Source organism: Vibrio sp. FF145 (assembly GCF_041439075.1).
Classification (GTDB): Bacteria; Pseudomonadota; Gammaproteobacteria; order Enterobacterales; family Vibrionaceae; genus Vibrio; species Vibrio tasmaniensis_A.
In genome coordinates this window covers 1-19535 of the sequence record NZ_JBGONH010000072.1, presented here as the reverse complement: position 1 = coordinate 19535, position 19535 = coordinate 1, and the positions used below count along the sequence as shown (strand labels likewise).

The 19535-nt window shown below is 44.5% G+C and carries 13 protein-coding genes; 8 read left to right on the top strand and 5 right to left on the bottom strand.

Features of this window, described 5'->3' with window-relative positions:
• Positions 1-1247 precede the first annotated feature (1247 nt).
• The 6 genes from ACED42_RS19935 (at position 1248) to ACED42_RS19910 (ending at position 9338) form a co-directional block, all read left to right on the top strand.
• Entirely contained in the window at positions 1248-2975 is a 1728-nt protein-coding gene (locus ACED42_RS19935; protein WP_009848076.1) for an ABC transporter ATP-binding protein, read from the top strand.
• Between the two features lie 94 nt (positions 2976-3069).
• Positions 3070-4623 (top strand): ABC transporter substrate-binding protein, encoded by a 1554-nt coding sequence (locus ACED42_RS19930; protein ID WP_009848075.1) that lies wholly within the window; start codon positions 3070-3072, stop codon positions 4621-4623.
• Positions 4624-4804: 181 nt separating this feature from the next.
• Positions 4805-5782, top strand: coding sequence for an ABC transporter permease (locus ACED42_RS19925; RefSeq protein WP_009848074.1), 978 nt, complete (start codon positions 4805-4807; stop codon positions 5780-5782).
• 2 nt (positions 5783-5784) lie between these two features.
• Positions 5785-6723 carry an ABC transporter permease gene (locus tag ACED42_RS19920; RefSeq protein WP_004735541.1) on the top strand — a complete coding sequence of 313 codons (939 nt, stop codon included), beginning with the start codon at positions 5785-5787 and terminating at the stop codon, positions 6721-6723.
• Positions 6724-6911: 188 nt separating this feature from the next.
• Positions 6912-7898, top strand: a complete 987-nt coding sequence (locus tag ACED42_RS19915; RefSeq protein ID WP_371703879.1) for an SPOR domain-containing protein — start codon at positions 6912-6914, stop codon at positions 7896-7898.
• A gap of 198 nt (positions 7899-8096) precedes the next feature.
• Positions 8097-9338: an NADH:ubiquinone reductase (Na(+)-transporting) subunit B gene (locus ACED42_RS19910; protein ID WP_017103428.1), complete on the top strand. Its 1242-nt coding sequence runs from the start codon at positions 8097-8099 to the stop codon at positions 9336-9338.
• A 91-nt stretch (positions 9339-9429) separates the two neighbouring features.
• Here the strand turns inward: ACED42_RS19910 and ACED42_RS19905 are convergent, their stop codons facing one another.
• The 4 genes from ACED42_RS19905 to ACED42_RS19890 form a co-directional block, all read right to left on the bottom strand.
• The gene (locus ACED42_RS19905; protein WP_371703877.1) at positions 9430-9681 is read right to left on the bottom strand and encodes a DUF6482 family protein; all 252 of its coding nucleotides are present in this window, start codon (positions 9679-9681) and stop codon (positions 9430-9432) included.
• 141 nt (positions 9682-9822) lie between these two features.
• Positions 9823-11520, bottom strand: coding sequence for a hypothetical protein (locus tag ACED42_RS19900; protein WP_041472710.1), 1698 nt, complete (start codon positions 11518-11520; stop codon positions 9823-9825).
• Between the two features lie 202 nt (positions 11521-11722).
• Entirely contained in the window at positions 11723-13078 is a 1356-nt protein-coding gene (gene gorA / locus ACED42_RS19895; RefSeq protein WP_004735546.1) for a glutathione-disulfide reductase, read from the bottom strand.
• A gap of 188 nt (positions 13079-13266) precedes the next feature.
• Entirely contained in the window at positions 13267-14106 is an 840-nt protein-coding gene (locus ACED42_RS19890; RefSeq protein ID WP_009848068.1) for a 23S rRNA (adenine(2030)-N(6))-methyltransferase RlmJ, read from the bottom strand.
• Between the two features lie 279 nt (positions 14107-14385).
• On the opposite strand from ACED42_RS19890, the gene prlC reads away from it, so the two are divergent.
• The gene (prlC, locus tag ACED42_RS19885) at positions 14386-16428 is read left to right on the top strand and encodes an oligopeptidase A (RefSeq protein ID WP_371703874.1); all 2043 of its coding nucleotides are present in this window, start codon (positions 14386-14388) and stop codon (positions 16426-16428) included.
• Positions 16429-16496: 68 nt separating this feature from the next.
• On the opposite strand, the gene asnC is transcribed toward prlC, so the two are convergent.
• Positions 16497-16961, bottom strand: a complete 465-nt coding sequence (gene asnC, locus ACED42_RS19880; RefSeq protein WP_009848066.1) for a transcriptional regulator AsnC — start codon at positions 16959-16961, stop codon at positions 16497-16499.
• 126 nt (positions 16962-17087) lie between these two features.
• On the opposite strand from asnC, the gene ACED42_RS19875 reads away from it, so the two are divergent.
• Positions 17088-19535 (top strand): diguanylate cyclase (locus ACED42_RS19875; protein WP_371703880.1); only part of this gene is annotated, 2448 nt, incomplete at its 3' end.

Below are 19535 nucleotides of genomic sequence, written 5' to 3'. Positions count from 1 at the left end.
CGCATCTGGTTTGGGACCAGAGGGTCGGGGGTTCGAATCCCTCTTCACCGACCACCTTAAGAAGCCCTAGTCGAAAGACTAGGGCTTTTTTGCATCTGAAATTTAGATAACTTGAACAGAGTGGGGGTTCGCCTGATGTTCAAAGAATGTCTCTTCACTGACCGCCTTTAAGAAAGCTCATCAGAAATGATGAGTTTTTTTTCATCTGTAGATCACTAGATTGGAACCCAAGTGGGGTTCGCCTGATGTTCAAAGGATGTTTCTTCACCGACCACCTTTAAGAAAGCTCATCAGAAATGATGAGCTTTTTTTTCATCTGTAGATCACTAGATTGGAACCCAAATGGGGTTCGCCTGATGTTCAAAGGATGTCTCTTCACTGGCCACCTTAAGAAGCCTCAACTAGCCGTCCGTGTCAGGAATGACGGGGCTTTTTTACATCTCTCATTTCAGTAATCCTCAATTTTTAATGCTGGGACCTCAACCGCTTCGACATCTTGCCTGATGTCACCTCCGTAAATCTTCTCCTTCCATACAATAAGATAGGCTTTTACCCTTTATCTCCATTATGGTGCTTATACGGAGCAGTTTGCTTTATCAAATGTGCAGATCGATATCTAATTTTATATAAAACTCACCACCAATCATTCGACAAATTAATAGGTTTGGTCTAAGGATTTTTATGAAAAGTGAAATTTGACGTTAAATATGTTCTCTAAGGCCTGTATTTGACAGATTTCTTCGAATCTTGTTGTTTAAAAAATCCTTTGATTTATTAAATCTTTCGTTTTTCTTGTTTGTATTTATCAAAAAAAATCATATGGTTGAATATGTTGTTGGGTTGGTTTTATCTGGTTATTTTGTTTGCTTAAATTGGTAAAGTTAGCGTTTGTTTCTATAGTGTTAATTGTTTTTTGGAATAATTATTTGATCTTGGTGATTGGTGGGGATATGTGCTTTGAATGATATGTTTAACTCTACAAGTACGCAGTAGTAAGGGGTTTGTGAGTATTTATTATTGGAAATATAATGCTGGTTTTCATTACTATATGCTATTCGAGTGAATACTTATGTGGCATTTTTACTTGCTAAGCGTTTAATGTCGACTTTTTATCCTATTTTTGTTGCTTTTCTGTGAATTATTTGCCAAATTGTCAACCGTATAAAATATCAGAACAATATTCTGGTAAGAATGGATTCAATTTTGCAGACAGGGCAGAAAGCTGCCAAAGCAGTAGAGGTCTGGTAATGTCACTTTTAGAAGTAAAAAATCTTCGTATCGAATACCCATCTCGTCATGGAGTTCACGCCGCAGTGAAATCACTTTCGTTCAACATTGAACGTGGTGAGATTGTTGGCGTTGTAGGCGAGTCTGGTGCAGGCAAATCAACAGTAGGTAATGCTGTGATCGATTTGCTGAGCCCTCCTGGTCGCATTGCTAGCGGCGAGGTATTTCTGGACGGTGAAAAAGTTTCAGGCTTATCTCCTGAACAGATGCGTTCTGTTCGCGGCTCAAAGATTGGTTTTATCTTCCAAGATCCAATGACTTCTCTTAACCCTCTATTCACAGTAGAACAGCAGTTAAAAGAGACGATTCATGCCAACATGAAGGTTTCGGATCAAGAAGCCTACCAGCGCTCATTAGATCTGATGAACCAAGTGGGTATTCCGCAACCAGAAAACCGTTTAAAGCAGTACCCACACCAATTCTCTGGCGGTATGCGTCAGCGTGTTGTTATCGCGATCGCACTGGCAGGTGAACCTGACCTAATCATCGCTGATGAACCAACAACCGCACTGGATGTTTCTATTCAAGACCAGATCTTGGGTTTGATTCGCGACCTATGTATTAAGAAGAATGTAGGTTGTATGTTGGTCACACACGACATGGGTGTGGTATCTAATGTTACCGATCGCGTAGCCGTTATGTATCGTGGTGATTTGGTTGAGTTTGGTCCGACGGCGAAAGTCCTTGGTACTCCTGAACACCCTTACACGCACAGTCTTATCTCCGCGGTTCCGCGTTCAGATCGTAAACTTGATCGTTTTCCTCTTGTGAGCTACATCGAAGAAGCACATGAGATGGAACCACTTGATGTGAAAAACCACTGGTTAGGTCAAAGCCAAGACCACCGTGATTACACTGGTCCACTGTTGAATGTTGAAAACGTAAACTTGCGCTTTACTACCAAGGATTCTTTCTTTGAGAGTCGTCGTGAGTACGTTCAGGCGTCAAACAACGTGAGCTTTGAAGTACACGAAGGTGAAACTTTTGGTCTTGTTGGTGAATCTGGTTCGGGTAAATCAACGATTGCTCGTGTGATTGCTGGTTTGTACGCACCTAACTCAGGTAAGGTAACGTTTGAAGGCGTTGATCTTACGGGACTTAAATCTGAAAAAGAACGTCGCCCAATGCGTCGTCAAATGCAGATGGTTTTCCAAAACCCTTATACATCAATGAACCCTCGAATGAAGATATTCGACATCATTGCTGAGCCGATCCGATTCCATAAACTGACGCGTAACGAGAATGAAACTCGTCAGATCGTTAACGACCTGCTAGAGCACGTTGGTTTAGGCAAGATGGCTGGGGTTAAATACCCACACGAATTCTCAGGTGGCCAACGTCAGCGTATTTCTATCGCTCGCGCCTTGGCAACTCGTCCACGTCTTTTGATTTGTGATGAACCTACCTCGGCGCTGGATGTGTCGGTTCAGGCTCAGATCCTTAACCTATTAAAAGATTTACAAGACGAGCTCAACCTAACCATGCTGTTCATCAGTCACGATTTACCGGTTATTCGCCAAATGTGTGATCGTGTTGGTGTGATGCAAATGGGAGAACTATTGGAAGTAGCGCCAACTGAGCAGCTATTCCAATCGCCTCAGCATGAATACAGCAAACACCTAATTTCTTTAATGCCTGAATTTACAGGTTTAAGAGAAGAAAAAGCAGTGGCACAAGCCGCGGTATAAAAATCAGCAGGCTGGAGTTTAGCTTGCTAAAAACAATAAACAGACGCAAATACAACAACTAGGGATCTGGATTCCCGCATGAAGGAGTTATGCAATGAAAACCATGAAAAGCAAATTAGCAGTAGCTTTAATGGCAGCTGGCCTAAGCTTTAGTGCAGCAGCAGCAGATATTACCGTTGGCTACGCAGCTGACCCGGTATCACTTGACCCGCACGAGCAGCTGTCTGGTGGCACACTGCAAATGTCTCACATGGTGTTTGACCCTCTAGTACGTTTCACTCAAGAGATGGATTTTGAAGGCCGCCTAGCATCTAGCTGGGAGCGTGTTGATGAAACGACTTTCCGCTTTAACTTACGTAAAGGCGTGAAATTCCACTCTGGTAACGAACTGACTGCTGATGATGTTGTGTGGACTTTTGAACGTCTACAAGCTTCTCCAGACTTTAAGTCTATCTTCACGCCATACGAAAAAATGGTAAAAGTGGATGACTACACAGTTGAGCTAGTATCAAAAGCGGCTTACCCACTAGTACTACAAACAGCAACCTACATCTTCCCAATGGACAGCAAGTTCTACTCTGGTCAAACAGCGGAAGGTAATGACAAATCTGAGCTAGTTAAGCACGGTAACTCGTTTGCTTCGACTAACGTTTCTGGTACTGGTCCATTTATCGTAACGCAGCGTGAGCAAGGCGTTAAAGTAACGTTCGAGCGTTTCAACGATTACTGGGACACAGAAACTGAAGGTAACGTAGACAAGCTAACACTTGTGCCAATCAAAGAAGATGCAACGCGTGTAGCAGCACTTCTTTCTGGCGACGTTGATATGATTCACCCTGTTGCGCCAAACGATCACAAGCGTGTTAAAAAAGCTAAGAACATCGATCTAGTAACGCTACCTGGTACTCGTATCATTACGTTCCAAATGAACCAAAACAGCAACGAAGCACTGAAAGATGTGCGCGTTCGTCAAGCAATCGTTCATGCGATTAACAATGAAGGTATTGTTAAGAAAATCATGAAAGGTTTCGCGACCGCTGCTGGTCAGCAGAGCCCAACAGGCTACGCGGGTCACAACGAAGATCTAGTTCCTCGTTACGATCTGAAAAAAGCGAAAGAGCTGATGAAAGAAGCGGGCTACGAAGACGGCTTTACACTAACTATGGCAGCGCCTAACAACCGTTACGTGAACGATGCGAAAGTTGCGCAAGCGTCTGCGGCAATGCTGTCTAAGATTGGTATCAAAGTTGATCTTAAGACAATGCCTAAAGCACAGTACTGGCCAGAATTTGACCTATGTTCAGCAGACATGATGATGATCGGCTGGCACTCAGATACTGAAGATTCAGCTAACTTCAACGAGTTCTTAACAATGACTCGCAACGAAGAGACTGGCCGTGGTCAATACAACTGTTCTGGCTACTCAAACCCAGAAATGGATGCGATTGTAGAAGCTTCTAACACTGAAACTGACCCAGTTAAGCGTTCTAAGATGCTGAAAGGTGTTGAAGCAACACTTTACAACGATGCAGTCTTCGTTCCTCTACACTGGCAGAGTGAAGCGTGGGGCGCGAAATCTAACGTAGGTGCAGCAGACGTAGTAAACCCAATGGTTATGCCTTACTTCGGCGACCTAGTTGTAAAATAATCTAGCTTGCTAGAATCGAGAGCCTGAAGCTTTCAGGCTCTCAATGTTATTAAGATATAGATTTAAGTTTCGGTATTTGGTCTTCCTTCAGTCTGGCTAAATACCTTTTTTAAGACTGAATTTTTTTGTTGTCTAGTCGCGGATTTCGATTAGATAGTCATGGATAGATAAGGGGCAAGGAATGGTTACGTTTCTGGTCAAGCGCCTGTTTCAGGCACTGATAGTGATGTTTGTGATCAGTTTGGTGGCGTTTGCCATTCAGGATAACCTGGGCGACCCGTTACGTGAGTTAGTCGGTCAATCTGTTTCAGAGGCGGAGCGTCAAGCGCTACGCGATGAACTCGGCTTAAATGATCCCTTCGTTACAAAATACTCTCGCTTTGTAGGCGCAGCTCTACAGGGTGATCTTGGTACTTCATACTTCTTTAAGCGACCTGCAGTTGATGTGATTCTAGATAAACTAGTGGCAACTCTGGAGCTGGTATTTGGTGCTTCTTTAATTATTGTTTGTATGTCGATCCCACTCGGCGTTTACTCTGCGATTCACCCAAAAAGCTTTTTTACCAAATTGATTATGGCAGGCAGTAGTGTCGGTATCTCGGTTCCTGTTTTCTTAACTGCAATCATGCTGATGTATGTGTTCTCTATCGAGCTCGGTTGGCTGCCGTCATTTGGACGTGGTGATACGGCCAACTGGTTTGGTTGGGAGTCTGGCTTCTTAACGCTAGATGGCCTTGCACACTTAGTACTTCCGAGTATTGCTCTGGCATCTATTATGCTGCCGCTGTTTATTCGTCTAGTTCGTTCTGAAATGTTAGAAGTTCTAAGTTCTGAATACATTAAGTTTGGTAAAGCGAAAGGCCTAGCTCTAAACAAAATCTATTACCAACATGCATTGAAAAACACCATGCTACCTGTACTTACTGTTGGTGGTGTTCAGATTGGTACTATGGTGGCTTACACCATTCTTACGGAAACGGTTTTCCAGTGGCCAGGTACAGGCTTCTTATTTTTAGAAGCAATCAACCGTGTAGATACACCACTGATTACTGCATACGTTATTTTTGTTGGTCTTATTTTCGTAGTGACTAACACGATTGTTGATTTGCTTTACGGTGTTATCAACCCAACCGTTAACATCACAGGGAAAGGAGCATAATCATGGAACAGACATCGACAGTGCCGTCTCGCTGGGAACGTTTTAAGCAATCTGACATTGTGTATTACTTCTTACGCGACAAAGTGGCAATGGTGAGTTTCGCCATTTTCTCAATCTTCTTAGTGATGGCTCTAGCTGCACCTATCCTAGCGCCAACAGACCCGTACGACGTGACATCGATTGATATCATGGACTCAGAACTTCCACCATCATGGATGGAAGACGGCGAAGAACGCTTCTTGCTAGGAACGGATGAGCAAGGCCGTGATATTTTATCGACTATGCTTTACGGTTCTCGTTTATCACTGACCATTGGTTTCTTAGCGGTAGGTCTACAACTGACGCTTGGTATTATCATTGGCTTGTCTGCGGGTTACTTCGGTGGCCGTATTGATAGCTTCTTGATGCGCTTCGCTGATGTTCAGCTTTCGTTCTCAACCATGATGGTTGCGATCATTGTCTCGGCCATCTTTAAGGCAAGTTTCGGTAGTGATTTCTATGCACAATACGCTGTGGTGATGCTGGTGGTGATCATTGGTATCGCAGAATGGCCGCAGTATGCGCGTACTATTCGTGCATCAGTATTAGCAGAGAAGAAGAAAGAGTACGTAGAAGCGGCACGTGTGATGGGCTTTAGAGCGCCTCGTATCATGTTCCGTCATATTCTGCCTAACTGTTTATCACCGATTTTGGTTATCTCTACAGTACAGGTGGCAAATGCCATCATGTCAGAAGCGGCACTTTCTTTCCTAGGTTTAGGCCTTCCAGTCGACCAACCCTCACTGGGTGCTCTGATTAGTACTGGTTTTAACTACATCTTCTCAGGAGCATGGTGGATCACTGCATTCCCAGGTGTGCTTTTGGTGACATTGGTTCTAGTTATCAACCTACTAGGCGACTGGTTACGTGACGTGTTTAACCCGAAAATCTATAAAGGGTGATAGTTCAGTTTGATTTTTAGTAAAAAAAATCACTAAACTAAGAGTCGTAAGCAATTACGGCTCTTTTTTTGCTTAATGAATTTGGAACTTAGTACCATTGATAGAGTCAATAGTACTTAAAATGGAATTCATGTTTTATCGACATTTGTTCGGTAATAATTAACCCCTAGAGGGTTTAAGTGGTGGTTATGAAGTTGACAATGAATGTTGTATGTCGTGCTGTGGTTAGAAATTATCGTATGGGGCTTATTGCTGCATCCCTGTTGGTATCAAGCCAAGTTAATGCCGAATCGGTTCTATGCGATGCGACTCAGGCAAGCACCAATCAGTTACCACAGCTAGAACAATCATGTCCGATTGGTAAAGGTGTTTGGGGCAGTAAAGCGCCTAAACATCATTCAGATAATGAGCTGTTTTGGGTTCAATGTGGTTTGTTGAATAAGCCTTTGTCACTGAGCAAAGCAAAGCCATTGTATGAGAAGATTTCAACTAACGTATGGATGAAGCCCGAAGGTGGAGACTATCGCTGCCTAATTGGTCCTTATTCTACTTTCTCTGATGCGAGAAAAGACTTAGCTCAGGTACGTAAGGTTTCTGGCTATGGCGAAGCCTTTATTCGTATGGTTGATAAATCGAAGACCTCTTCTTCACAACCGGTCGTGACCAAAGCAATGAAGTCAAAAACGGCAGAGCCAAAAACGGTTAAGCATCAAGCCCCAGTTAAGGCTAAAGTAGCAGCGAAACCAGCGCCGAAGCCGATAGCTGCTGCTCAAAAAACTGCAGTCGCGAGTGCTGCTGCCATTCAAGCTTTCCCTAGTCATGGTGCAAATTCAGACAATGATCTGAACATTGAAATACGCATGACAGCGAGTGTTGCGGGTAGTAAATATGCGATTCCTTATCTTTTAGGTGATGAACAACAGTTTTATATGGAGCAAGGTAAACCTTGGAGCCGACTCGATTACGACAGTGCCGAATTAGTATGTGATAAGATTAATATGACGCTGTTGACTGAAAAGCAGTGGCAAAGTCTCTTAGGGTCGAAGGTCATGGAAAATCAGAACTGGCCAATGCATCTACCTTATTGGGGAGCGGATAAAAAAGGCCTGTTTACTAACGGTAACGTAAACCAGCTTAAAGGCTCCTCACTACTTAATGTGATGTGTGTGAAATAACGAAGACGTGCGTAATACCAAATAAGCCTCAGCCATTGCTGGGGCTTTGTTGTTTATACGCCTTTCTTTTCAATATCAGGTCTATTTCCGGATACTCGGATTTTCAATACAAATTTGATTAAAAATAGCTAAAAATTGTTCAAATAGAGCAGTTGGTGCGTAGAAAACCATAACTCAAGCAATAAGGTGATTGAGATTATGAGTTTGAAGAAACGATTAGAAGACGTAGCCCCGCGTTTTGAAGCCGGAGGTAAATACGAAAAGCTTTACCCTGTCTATGAGGCGTTTGCCACCATCTTTTATACGCCCGGCAACGTAAACCGAGGCTTGACCCATGTTCGAGATAGTATCGATCTCAAGCGAATTATGATTCTGGTGTGGCTGGCGACTTTCCCTGCCATGTTCTGGGGCATGTATAACGTCGGGCACCAGAGTGTCTCGGCACTTACATCCAGTTATCAACTTAACGAACTTACCTCGGTTATTGAGAGTAGTTGGCGCTTGTCATGGGCATTTGGTGATGCACAGTCATTGATAGTAAGTAGCTGGGGAAGTCAAATGCTGCTCGGGGCTCTCTACTTCTTACCCGTTTACGCGACAGTTTTCGTCGTCGGTGGTTTCTGGGAGGTGCTGTTTGCCGTTGTACGTAAGCATGAGGTCAACGAAGGATTTTTTGTTAGCTCGGTTCTCTTTGCCTTAATTCTTCCACCGACTATCCCGTTATGGCAAGCAGCGCTAGGTATCACCTTTGGTATCGTTGTCGCGAAAGAGCTGTTTGGTGGCACAGGGCGAAATTTCCTTAATCCAGCGCTTGCTGGTCGAGCCTTTCTCTACTTTGCCTATCCTGCCAACATGTCGGGAGGTTTAGTATGGGTGGCAGCCGATGGTTATTCTGGTGCAACACCTTTAAGCCAATGGTATGAAGGTGGTGGCGCGTCACTCATCAATAACATGACTGGCGAGGCGATCACTTGGATGGACGCCTTTATCGGTAATATTCCGGGTTCGATGGGCGAGGTTTCTTCATTGCTTATCATGTTGACGGGGCTGATTCTGATTGTCATGAAGATCGCCTCTTGGCGCATTGTTGCCGGTGTGATTATCGGTCTCGTCGTGACTTCGAGTTTGATGAACTGGATTGGCTCTGATACCAACTCGATGTTCTCGATGCCGTTCTACTGGCACTTTGTATTGGGCGGTGTTGCCTTTGGCACTTTCTTTATGGCAACCGACCCAGTTTCTGCCGCGTTTACTAATCAGAGTAAGTGGGCTTACGGGATTCTGATCGGTGTGATGACGGTCGGTATTCGAGTGCTCAACCCTGCTTATCCAGAGGGCATCATGTTGGCGATCTTGTTTGCTAACCTTTTTGCTCCGCTGTTCGACTTTGTAGTGAAAGAGCAAAACATTAAACGCAGGCAGAAACGAACATTGCGCTGATTTCAGTGCAGATAGGGAAAGCGATTCCCATAAGAAAGGCTTGCATCGCTGCAAGCCTTTCAATTTTTATTGCGATTGATTTGAAGTTGATTTAACTCCACTTCAAATCATTTTCGAATGGTTGGGTGTTACCACAATGCTCACCGCACATCTCATCGTATGCACTGTTGTGTATCAGCATTGCTGACGATACGCCTTGATCACTGAAGTGGTCGCGGGCTTGGTTAACACTCAAAAACTTCATTGGGTGCTGGTGGTCGTCTTTGATTAATTGCTTTTGCTCGCCAATGATTTGGTAAGCCAAGTAGATCCCGCCTTCAAATGATTCAATGAGTAGATTCATAACAAACTCCATGTTGTTCTCGATAGTTCTTTGTTTCTGTATCTACGTTGATGGTTGTTTGAAGGTTCATGTGTGTTAAAAATGAAAAAACCAGAAGCTCAGCTTCTGGTTTATTAATAAGTAATCAAATTAACTCAAAGGTTAGTTGATTTTTTGCATGATGCTCACACGGCCTGTTGTTGATCCGTCTGGAGTCATTTTACGGCGAGTTAGCAACCCTTCATCCCAGTTAGTACCTGCTGGCTGATACTCCCATTTAATGATGTATTCTTGATTATTACCATTTGCATCAACAGGACATTTATCTCCTGAACCAGGAATATAACCATTGTCAGTATCATCACAGAAGCGCACGACTGAGTTTAGATCTGTCAGTGTTGCTTTTGATTCACGTCCTGAAATGTTAAACCACCAATAGTCAATTGCAGCAAGCTCTTCATAGGTATACTTCTTGCCTGAGTCTTCAAGATCTGCCGGTGAGTTTGCATTGCACTCTTTCCCTGATACGGTAGCGCCCTCAGAATCAAATACCATTCTCATGACAGCATTTTGTCCATCAGCGCAAATCTGAGTGGTATCCCAAGACCCAGTGAAATCCACGTACCTTTCGTCACTAGGTGTTTCTACGTGATAGTAGAAATTCAAACTTTCTTCGATACGCTTTGCTTTACTTGATTCGCTTGATGGGTCGCTTAACTCTGTTTTTGAACGAATTTGTGTGTATATTTTTGTAATTGGGTCATAGCTACCTGAAAGAGTTTCATATTGGTATGAAGGGGTTGCATCGCCTTCATCTCGATCATCTTCCAGTTTGTTTGGCGTGTAGTGGTTGAGGACTTGTTGATTCCCTTCAATGAAAGGTGCCCAACCGTAACTCTCTGGTTTAGGTGTGGTATTTTCTTTGCTTTTATCAAGTAGAAGGTAAGAAAACGGAGCGTTTAGGGTGAAGTCTGGGTGAGCTGTTTGATTGCAGCCTGCAGAACTCCCTGCCAATACACAGCTGATGTACTTTTCAGCGTCTGCGTATGACAATAAAGAGTCGCTGTCACTTACAGCAATAAGACCATTGGCTGAATCTTGATAAGTGAAGTAAGGCGTGCCACGTGTATGTTCAAACACAGCTTTAGGGAGCATTTTGTCAGCGTGAACTAACATTGTTTTGTCGTTAGGGCGGTTGTTTGGATCGTTAATATCATACTGTCTCACCATGATTGAGCGAATAAATTGCCCATTTTTCGCTACAAATGGATTGGCATCAGCGCTGCCGCGAACAGTCCCTGATTTTTCTCCGAATGCTTTCTCCATATGAGCCAATGCTTCAGATTCATTAGTAATTGAAGTGACTCCCATCGCTGTTAGGAAGTCTGTAACAGAATCACGGTCATCTAGACTTAGGTTTTTCATCTTCGCTAACGTCGCAGCATCAGGTTCGCGCAACGCATCTGGAATTGTCAGTACTTCATCAGAAGCGCTACCAAATTGGTTATCTAAAGACTGAAGTAGAATTGCTAAATTTAGAGCTCGGTCGTATTTGCCCGCCGCTTCAAATGGTGTCAGTACATCACGGTTTGATGCTGCCCCTACTTTCAAGCCATTTTCACCACCAATGAAGAAGGTCACCGTATCGTCAGACTTAGCGGTAAATTCGCCTTCGCTGTTTGTGATGCCCTTTGAACCAGAGCTAGTGCTGTAGTAGATACCTTCAACAGCGGCATCGATAAACTTGTTGGTTGTTGTGGATGGTCCTGTCGGTGTTGTGACACCTGAATTAGAACTGTCGCTACCACAACCTGTTAAAGCCACTGCAATCGCTGCTGCGAGAATACTCACTTTTTTCATTACTCGTACATCCTTCATGTATTAGAGCTAATTGTTTTTTTTATGCGTGTAATTTTATAGCGCGCGATTGTAGTTTGATCTTGATTCCAAGTTAAGTATGTAAAATGCTGTTCGGTTAATAAATATCCCAACCATACGGTAAAAAACAAAAAAAGCCGACATAGGTCGGCTTTTGTATAATATTTCTTTGACTTACAGTGGTTTATCGCATGGTAACGAATTCTTCGCTGCCCGTTGGGTGAATCGCCACAACAGAGTCGAAATCTGCTTTGGTTGCGCCCATTTTCATTGCAACGCCGAAGCCTTGAATCATTTCATCAACAGTAAAACCGATGCCGTGTAGGCCGACTACAGTCTCTTCTTCGCCAGCACATACTAGCTTCATCTTACAAGGTTGACGGTGCTGAGTGACTGCAGTGTACATTGCAGTAAAACCAGACGTGTATACCTTGATGTTGTCTTTGCCGTATTGCTCTTCAGCTTCTTGAGTCGTTAGACCAATAGTGCCGATAGGTGGGTGGCTGAATACAACAGTAGGAACGAGCGTGTAGTCCATCTTTGCGTTTGTTTGACCGTTGAATAGACGCTCAGAAAGCTGACGACCGGCTTTAACAGCAACAGGTGTTAGTTCGATACCGCCTTCCATGATGTCGCCTACACAGTAGATACCAGGAACGTTGGTTGCTTGGAACTCGTCTACTTTGATGTAGCCACGGTCGTTGGTTGCAACACCCGTTGATGCTAGGTTGATAGCGTCAGTCGCTGGGTGGCGGCCGATAGCCCAAATTAGGTGGTCAACGTTTTGAGTGTTGCCGTTCTCTAGGTGCAGAGTCAGCGTGCCATCTGCTTCTTTCACTACTTCTTTAGGAACAGAGTGCGTGTGAAGTGTTGGACCTTCCGCTTCCATTACTTCAACCAGTGTTTCAACGATCATTGGGTCGAAGCTGCGAAGTGGAGACTCTTTACGACAGAACAAATGTGTCTCTGTGCCAAGTGCACTTAGTACGCCTGCGATTTCTACTGCGATGTAGCCTGCGCCGATTACAGCAACACGTTTAGGTTGCTCCATCAGATCGAAGAAACCGTTTGAGTCGATACCGTGCTCTGCGCCAGGGATGTTTGGAATGGTTGGACGACCACCCACTGCGATCAGGATGTGATCAGCGGTGTAGTGCTCACCGTTAACTTCAACAGTCTTCTCATCGACAAACTTAGCAAAGCCTTTGATTACGTTTATTTTGTTATTACCAAGAACGCGATCGTAAGATTGGTGGATACGACCAATGTACGCTTGACGGTTTTCAACCAGTTTGCCCCAGTTGAAGCCTTTTACGTCAACGTCGAAGCCGTAGTCTTTTGAATATAGGTTGATTGCTTCAGCAACTTGAGCACCGTGCCACATAACCTTTTTAGGAACACAACCAACGTTTACACAAGTACCACCAAGGTCTTGAGCTTCGATAAGTGCAACTTTTGCACCGTGCATTGCTGCGCGGTTAGCTGATGCGATGCCGCCTGAACCGCCGCCGATACAGATGTAATCAAAATGAGTCGCCATTACTTTCTCCATTTATTGAAGGCTGTGGGTACAGTGAGCGCACTGAACACCTACGTCCTATAGATTCTTAAATTGTCTAATTATTATATTGAGGGCAGATCGGTTGAACTCAATCTCCCTGTTTAAAATTTATTCGTGTACGTCACAATCTGCTGAATATTCGTCAGAGCATGACGTTAAGTTCGAGATTACTCGGGTACGATCCACTCTACTTTGAAGTGACCGGTTGCCGGCGCAATTGCTTCCTTCAAGAATGGAAGAATTTCGTTCATTTGGCTTTCTAGCTTCCAAGGCGGGTTGATAACAATCATGCCTGATGCTGTCATGCCACGCTCATTGGTGTCTGGTGATACGCCAAGTTCGATTTGTAGAATCTTGTTAATGCCTAAGCCTTCAAGTCCTTCAATCATGTCTTCTATATCACAACGGTTTACCACCGGGTACCAAATTGCGTAGATACCGGTTGCCCAGCGCTTATGGCTCTGAGCTATCGCAGTCACAACATCACGATACTCTTTTGCCAACTCGTAAGGTGGGTCGATAAGTACCAAACCACGACGTTCTTTAGGTGGCAGGCTGCCTTTTAGGCGTTGGAAGCCATCTTCTTTGTAGATAGATACCTGACGATCGCGGTGGAACTCTTGCTCAAGCAGCGGGTGATCGGCTGGGTGAAGTTCGGTCAGTACCATGCGGTCTTGGTCACGCAGGTGCGCATGTGCTACACGTGGTGAACCTGGATAGAAACGCAGTTTTTCGCCATTGTTGAGTGCTGAGATAGACTCAAGGTAGCTTTGAATGTCTTCAGGAAGTTCTGTTTGTGCCCAGACGCGGGCAATACCTTGTTTGTATTCGCCCGTTTTTTCAGACCATTCATGCGTTAAGTCGTAACGACCTACACCAGAGTGAGTGTCATGGTAAACAAAAGGCTTATCCTTCTGTTTCAAAGAATTAAGAATAAGGCTCTGTACGATATGCTTTACTACGTCGGCATGGTTGCCCGCGTGGAAGCTGTGGCGATAACTTAACAAATTAAACTCTCGTAACACTCTCGAATTAGAGTGTGGTTAGTGTAGGTGGGGTTAATTTGACTATTATAACCCCCAATGGACCATAAATTCTCGAACAATTCAGGAACAGCTGTTCGCAATATGCAGTTAGTTATTGGTTCTACTATTGAAATTTGCCTTCATGGGCACTATTTAATAACTATTCGCAGGTGATTTTTTAGGGCGATCCTTAGCCTGATGACTGTAAGACGACCTCATTACAAAAAAGACGAAAGTCTCTAAAGCCAAAGGAATGTTTATATGTCTAATCCGCTATTAACCTTCACGGACTTACCTCCGTTTTCACAGATCAAACCTGAGCACGTTAAGCCAGCGGTTGAGCAAGTGATTGAAGAGTGTCGCAACAAGATAGAACAAGTACTTGAAGGTAATACTTCACCAAGCTGGGAGAACCTCGTTGCTCCAATTGATGAAGTGGATGATCGTTTAGGCCGCATTTGGTCACCTGTAAGCCATATGAATTCTGTGATGAACAGCGACGAACTGCGTGACGCTTATGAGAGCTGCCTGCCTGTACTTTCTGAGTACGGCACGTGGGTCGGCCAACACAAAGGTTTGTTCGAAGCGTATAAAGCGATCAAGGCGAGCGAAGCATTCTCGGCATTAAACCAAGCTCAACAAAAAACCATCACTGACGCACTGCGTGATTTTGAATTATCAGGCATTGGCTTACCCGCAGACGAACAGCATCGCTACGGTGAGATCAGTAAGCGCCAGTCTGAGCTAGGTTCTCAATTCTCAAATAACGTGCTTGATGCAACCATGGGTTGGAGCAAGCAGATCACAGACGTCGCTGAACTGGCCGGTATGCCTGAATCAGCACTGGCGGCAGCACAAGCCGCGGCAGAAGCTAAAAAACAGGAAGGTTACCTACTGACTCTGGACATCCCTTCATACTTACCAGTGATGACGTACTGTGATAACCAAGAACTGCGTAAAGAACTGTACGAAGCCTACGTAACTCGCGCTTCAGATCGCGGTCCAAATGCGGGCAAGTGGGACAACACTGAGATCATCACTGAACAACTTAAGCTGCGTCACGAGATCGCACGCATGCTTGGCTTTAGCACTTACAGCGAAAAATCTCTGTCGACTAAGATGGCAGAAACGCCAGACCAAGTACTTGGTTTCCTTAACGACCTAGCAGTAAAAGCCAAACCACAAGGTGAGCGCGAAGTCGAAGAGCTACGTCAGTTTGCTGAGAAAGAGTTTGGTGTCTCTGAGCTAAACCTGTGGGACATCGCTTACTACAGCGAGAAACAAAAACAGAACTTGTTCGAGATCTCTGATGAAGAGCTTCGTCCATACTTCCCTGAGTCGAACGCAGTGTCTGGTTTGTTCGAAGTACTAAACCGTGTGTTTGGTATGTCTGTGACTGAGCGTGAAGGTGTGGATACATGGCATGATTCAGTGCGCTTCTTCGACATCTTTGATGCGACAGGCACATTGCGCGGTAGCTTCTATCTAGACCTATACGCACGTGAACACAAACGTGGTGGCGCTTGGATGGATGACTGTCGCGGTCGTCGCATTACTCAATCTGGCGAGTTACAAACGCCAGTGGCTTACCTTACGTGTAACTTCAACAAGCCAGTCGGTGATAAGCCTGCGTTATTTACTCACGATGAAGTGGTTACCTTATTCCACGAATTCGGCCACGGTATTCACCATATGTTAACGCAAGTTGATGCGAGTGCGGTTTCTGGTATCAATGGCGTGCCTTGGGATGCCGTTGAGTTGCCAAGTCAGTTCCTCGAGAACTGGTGTTGGGAAGAGGAGGCGTTGTCGTTCATCTCTGGTCATTTCGAAACTGGTGAAGCGTTACCGAAAGAGATGCTAGAGAAGATGCTAGCGGCGAAAAACTTCCAATCTGCGATGTTTATCCTGCGTCAGCTAGAGCTTGGCCTGTTCGATTTCACGCTACACACTGAATACGATCCAGAAGTCGGTGCTCGCGTACTAGAAACACTAGCCGACGTGAAGTCTAAGGTATCGGTACTGCCAAGCCTTGATTGGAACCGCTTCTCGCACAGCTTTGGGCATATCTTTGCTGGTGGCTACAGCGCGGGTTACTACAGCTACCTATGGGCAGAAGTATTGTCTGCAGATGCGTTCTCTGCATTTGAAGAAGAGGGTATCTTCAACACTGAAACCGGTAATCGCTTCCTGAACAACATCCTTGAAATGGGTGGTAGTGAAGAGCCAATGGAGCTGTTCAAACGCTTCCGTGGTCGTGAGCCTCAAATCGACGCGATGCTGCGTCATGCGGGTATCAGCGCTTAATATTGTGCTAGTCAGAATGTGAAAAGAGCCTCCTTGTGAGGCTCTTTTTGTATCGATTTATCAAACGATTATGGATTTACATTGCGGTTGATAGGGTTCTGCAATGAAATCAGTGTCTCAGTCGATTGAACCTCGTCAATCGCCTGCAATTTATCGATCAGTACGAACTGCAACTCTTCGATCGATTTACACATCAGCTTTACGAAAATGTTGTAGGCGCCAGTGGTGTAGTAAGCCTCAACAACTTCATCTAAGGCATTCAGTTTTGCAATGGCTGAGTGGTAGTCGCGAGCTGCGTTAAGGTTGATACCAATAAAACAACACACGTCGTAACCAAGCTTCTTGGTGTTTACCACAACCTCGGTTCGCTCAATAATGTCGGCCGATCTCATCTTTTCGATACGAACGTGAATCGTCGCGGGGCTGACATCGAATTTCTTTGCCATTTCAGCATAAGGCGTGCGCGCATCTTCCATTAAGGTTTTGAGAATGGCACGGTCTAGATCATCCAGACGAGCTGTAGTTGTGGACATGCATAATCCTTAGGGTGAATAAAAAACATACCGGCTTTAGTACACATCATAGCCAAGGGTGATAATATTAGCAGCAACTATAGTGTTAGGGTGAATTCAGTGCGATTTTCGTTGTTTTTGATTGTTATGTGTTGGAGTGCTTTTGTTTCAGCTCAAACAAAAGATGTGTTGGTTATTCACTCTTATCATCAGGGTTTTTTCTGGACTGATGATTTCCACAAAGGATTATCAGAAGAACTGGACCGTGATCGACTATCGTATCGAGTTGTTTATTTGGATAGTAAACGAACTCAAAACCCAGAATACTTAGAGCGCGTTTATCAGCTTTATCACACCAAGTTGATGCATGAAGAATTTGCTGCGGTTGTGGTCAGTGACAATAACGCCCTTAATTTAATGAAGCGCCTTGCGCCCGATCTCAAAGATACGCCAGTAATCTTTGGTGGCATCAACAATTTCTCCCCTGAAATGATTGAAGGTTTGAACGCGACGGGCATTACTGAAGATATTGATTTATTGGGTAATGTTGAGCTAATTAAGCGCCTTCAAACAAACGTAAAGAAGATATACATTGTTACTGACCATTCAGTAACAGGTGAGGCTATCCGCTCACAAATCGATCGTTCTATTGAGGCTCACCCCAACTTTTCCGATTTGCTGGAGCACTATGTGCCTGACTCTTACCAAGAGTTAATTGCGTTTTCTCAGCGAACCGATCTAGATCAGAGCTTACTCTTTTGGGCATATTATCGCGATGCTAAAGGCAACGTGAGTAGCGTTGAAGACTGGCGACAATTGAACATTAAAACCCAAATGCCACTGTATATGGTGCACGATTTGGGGTTGGGTTTTGGGGCGATAGGCGGTGTTATTCAAAGTGGTGAAACGCAAGGTCGAGATACGGGACGTGTTTTACTAAAGGTATTAGCAAACCCAAATGAACCTCTGCCTTTAGTCGCACCTGGCGCATCGGAAATTAAACTCGACTACCAACAGATGTCACGCTGGGGGCTGGGAACTGAGAATGAAGCTTCAATTACTTTTCTCAATAAGCCTCAGTCATTCTTGGTGCGTTATCACGATGAAATTCGAACAATAGGTTTGCTGTTTCTGGTTATGTCGTGTGTTATTGCGACCTTGGTTTACTACCTCAACCGCCTCAAGAAAAGTGAGCGTGCTAGCCGACAAAGCCAGCTGTTACTGGAGTCGATATTCGATCAAAGTCTACAGTACATGGGTATTCTTGATAAAGGCGGTGTACTGCTGTCGAGCAACAGTAAGCTGCATGAGCTTCTTTATAATCAAGGTTATAAATTAGGAACACCTCTCCAAGAATATTGGGAGGATGCCGCGGGCGAAGCGCTGAAGGAGTATTTTGCTGAAAGGGATGATTATCCAACCTTACGATTTGAGGCTGAGGTATGGTGCCGTGATCGTGGTGGAATGGTGCTAGATATCTCTTTAAAGCCGATGCCGAGCAGTGAAGAGGACACCATTCAGTTCTTATTTGAAGCTCGTGATGTTACCTCACGAAAGCTTGCTGAGAACAAATTGTTCCAACGTGAAGCGAATCTCAAACTGTATTACGACAAGCAGCCGGTGATGATGATTACACTGGATGTCAATAATCGCATTCAGCAAGTGAACCAGTTTGCTGAAGAATTACTAGGTTATCCACTTGATCTGCTTTTGGGGCATCGCCCTAGAGAATTTTATGTGGATGAGAACGCGATGATTCCTCGTCATATCTTGTTGCAACCACAGCACAAAATTCGCGGCGTGTGGCGTCGTGATATCGAGTATCGTCATGCGGACGGTAGAACGATCTGGATTCGTGAAAATATTCGTCCATTGGTCGACTCGGGTCAGCTGTTGATTGTGGGAGAGGATATTACTGAAACCCGCGAACTTTCTGAAAAGTTAGAATACCAAGCGCGTTATGACCTGCTTACAGACACTTTCAACCGCAACCACTTTGAGCAAGAGCTACAAAAGGCGCTGAAAGAGGTCGAGAGTCATATGAGAACTCATGCGATGTTGTTCTTAGATTTGGATCAATTGAAGGTACTGAACGATACTGCTGGGCATGAAGCGGGTGATGCCGCGATCTTATTTAGCGCTAATCTGATAGAAGATGTGCTTCCTTACAATGCTGTGTTAGCTCGGATGGGGGGAGATGAGTTTGCGGTACTAATCAAAGACTGTACTGAGCGAGATGCTGTCAATGTCTGTCACAGTATTATATCGATGATGAGTGAGAATCCATTCTTATGGGGTGATATTCACCTCAATCTTACTTGTTCTATCGGAATTCGATTGATTGACCATACTGCCGCTTCGTCACAAATGGTGCATGCACAGGCGGATGCCGCTTGCCATGCCGCTAAAGAGGAAGGGCGAAATCGTTATCACCTTTATCATCTAGATGATGAAGATCTGCGCCGTCGCCATTTAGAAATGGAATGCGTTAACTTGGTACACGAAGCCTTAGCCAATGATCGCTTGGAGTTATTTGCCCAACGTATTCTTGGCCTAGAGGAAAATAGCAACAAAATGCACTTTGAGATACTGGTG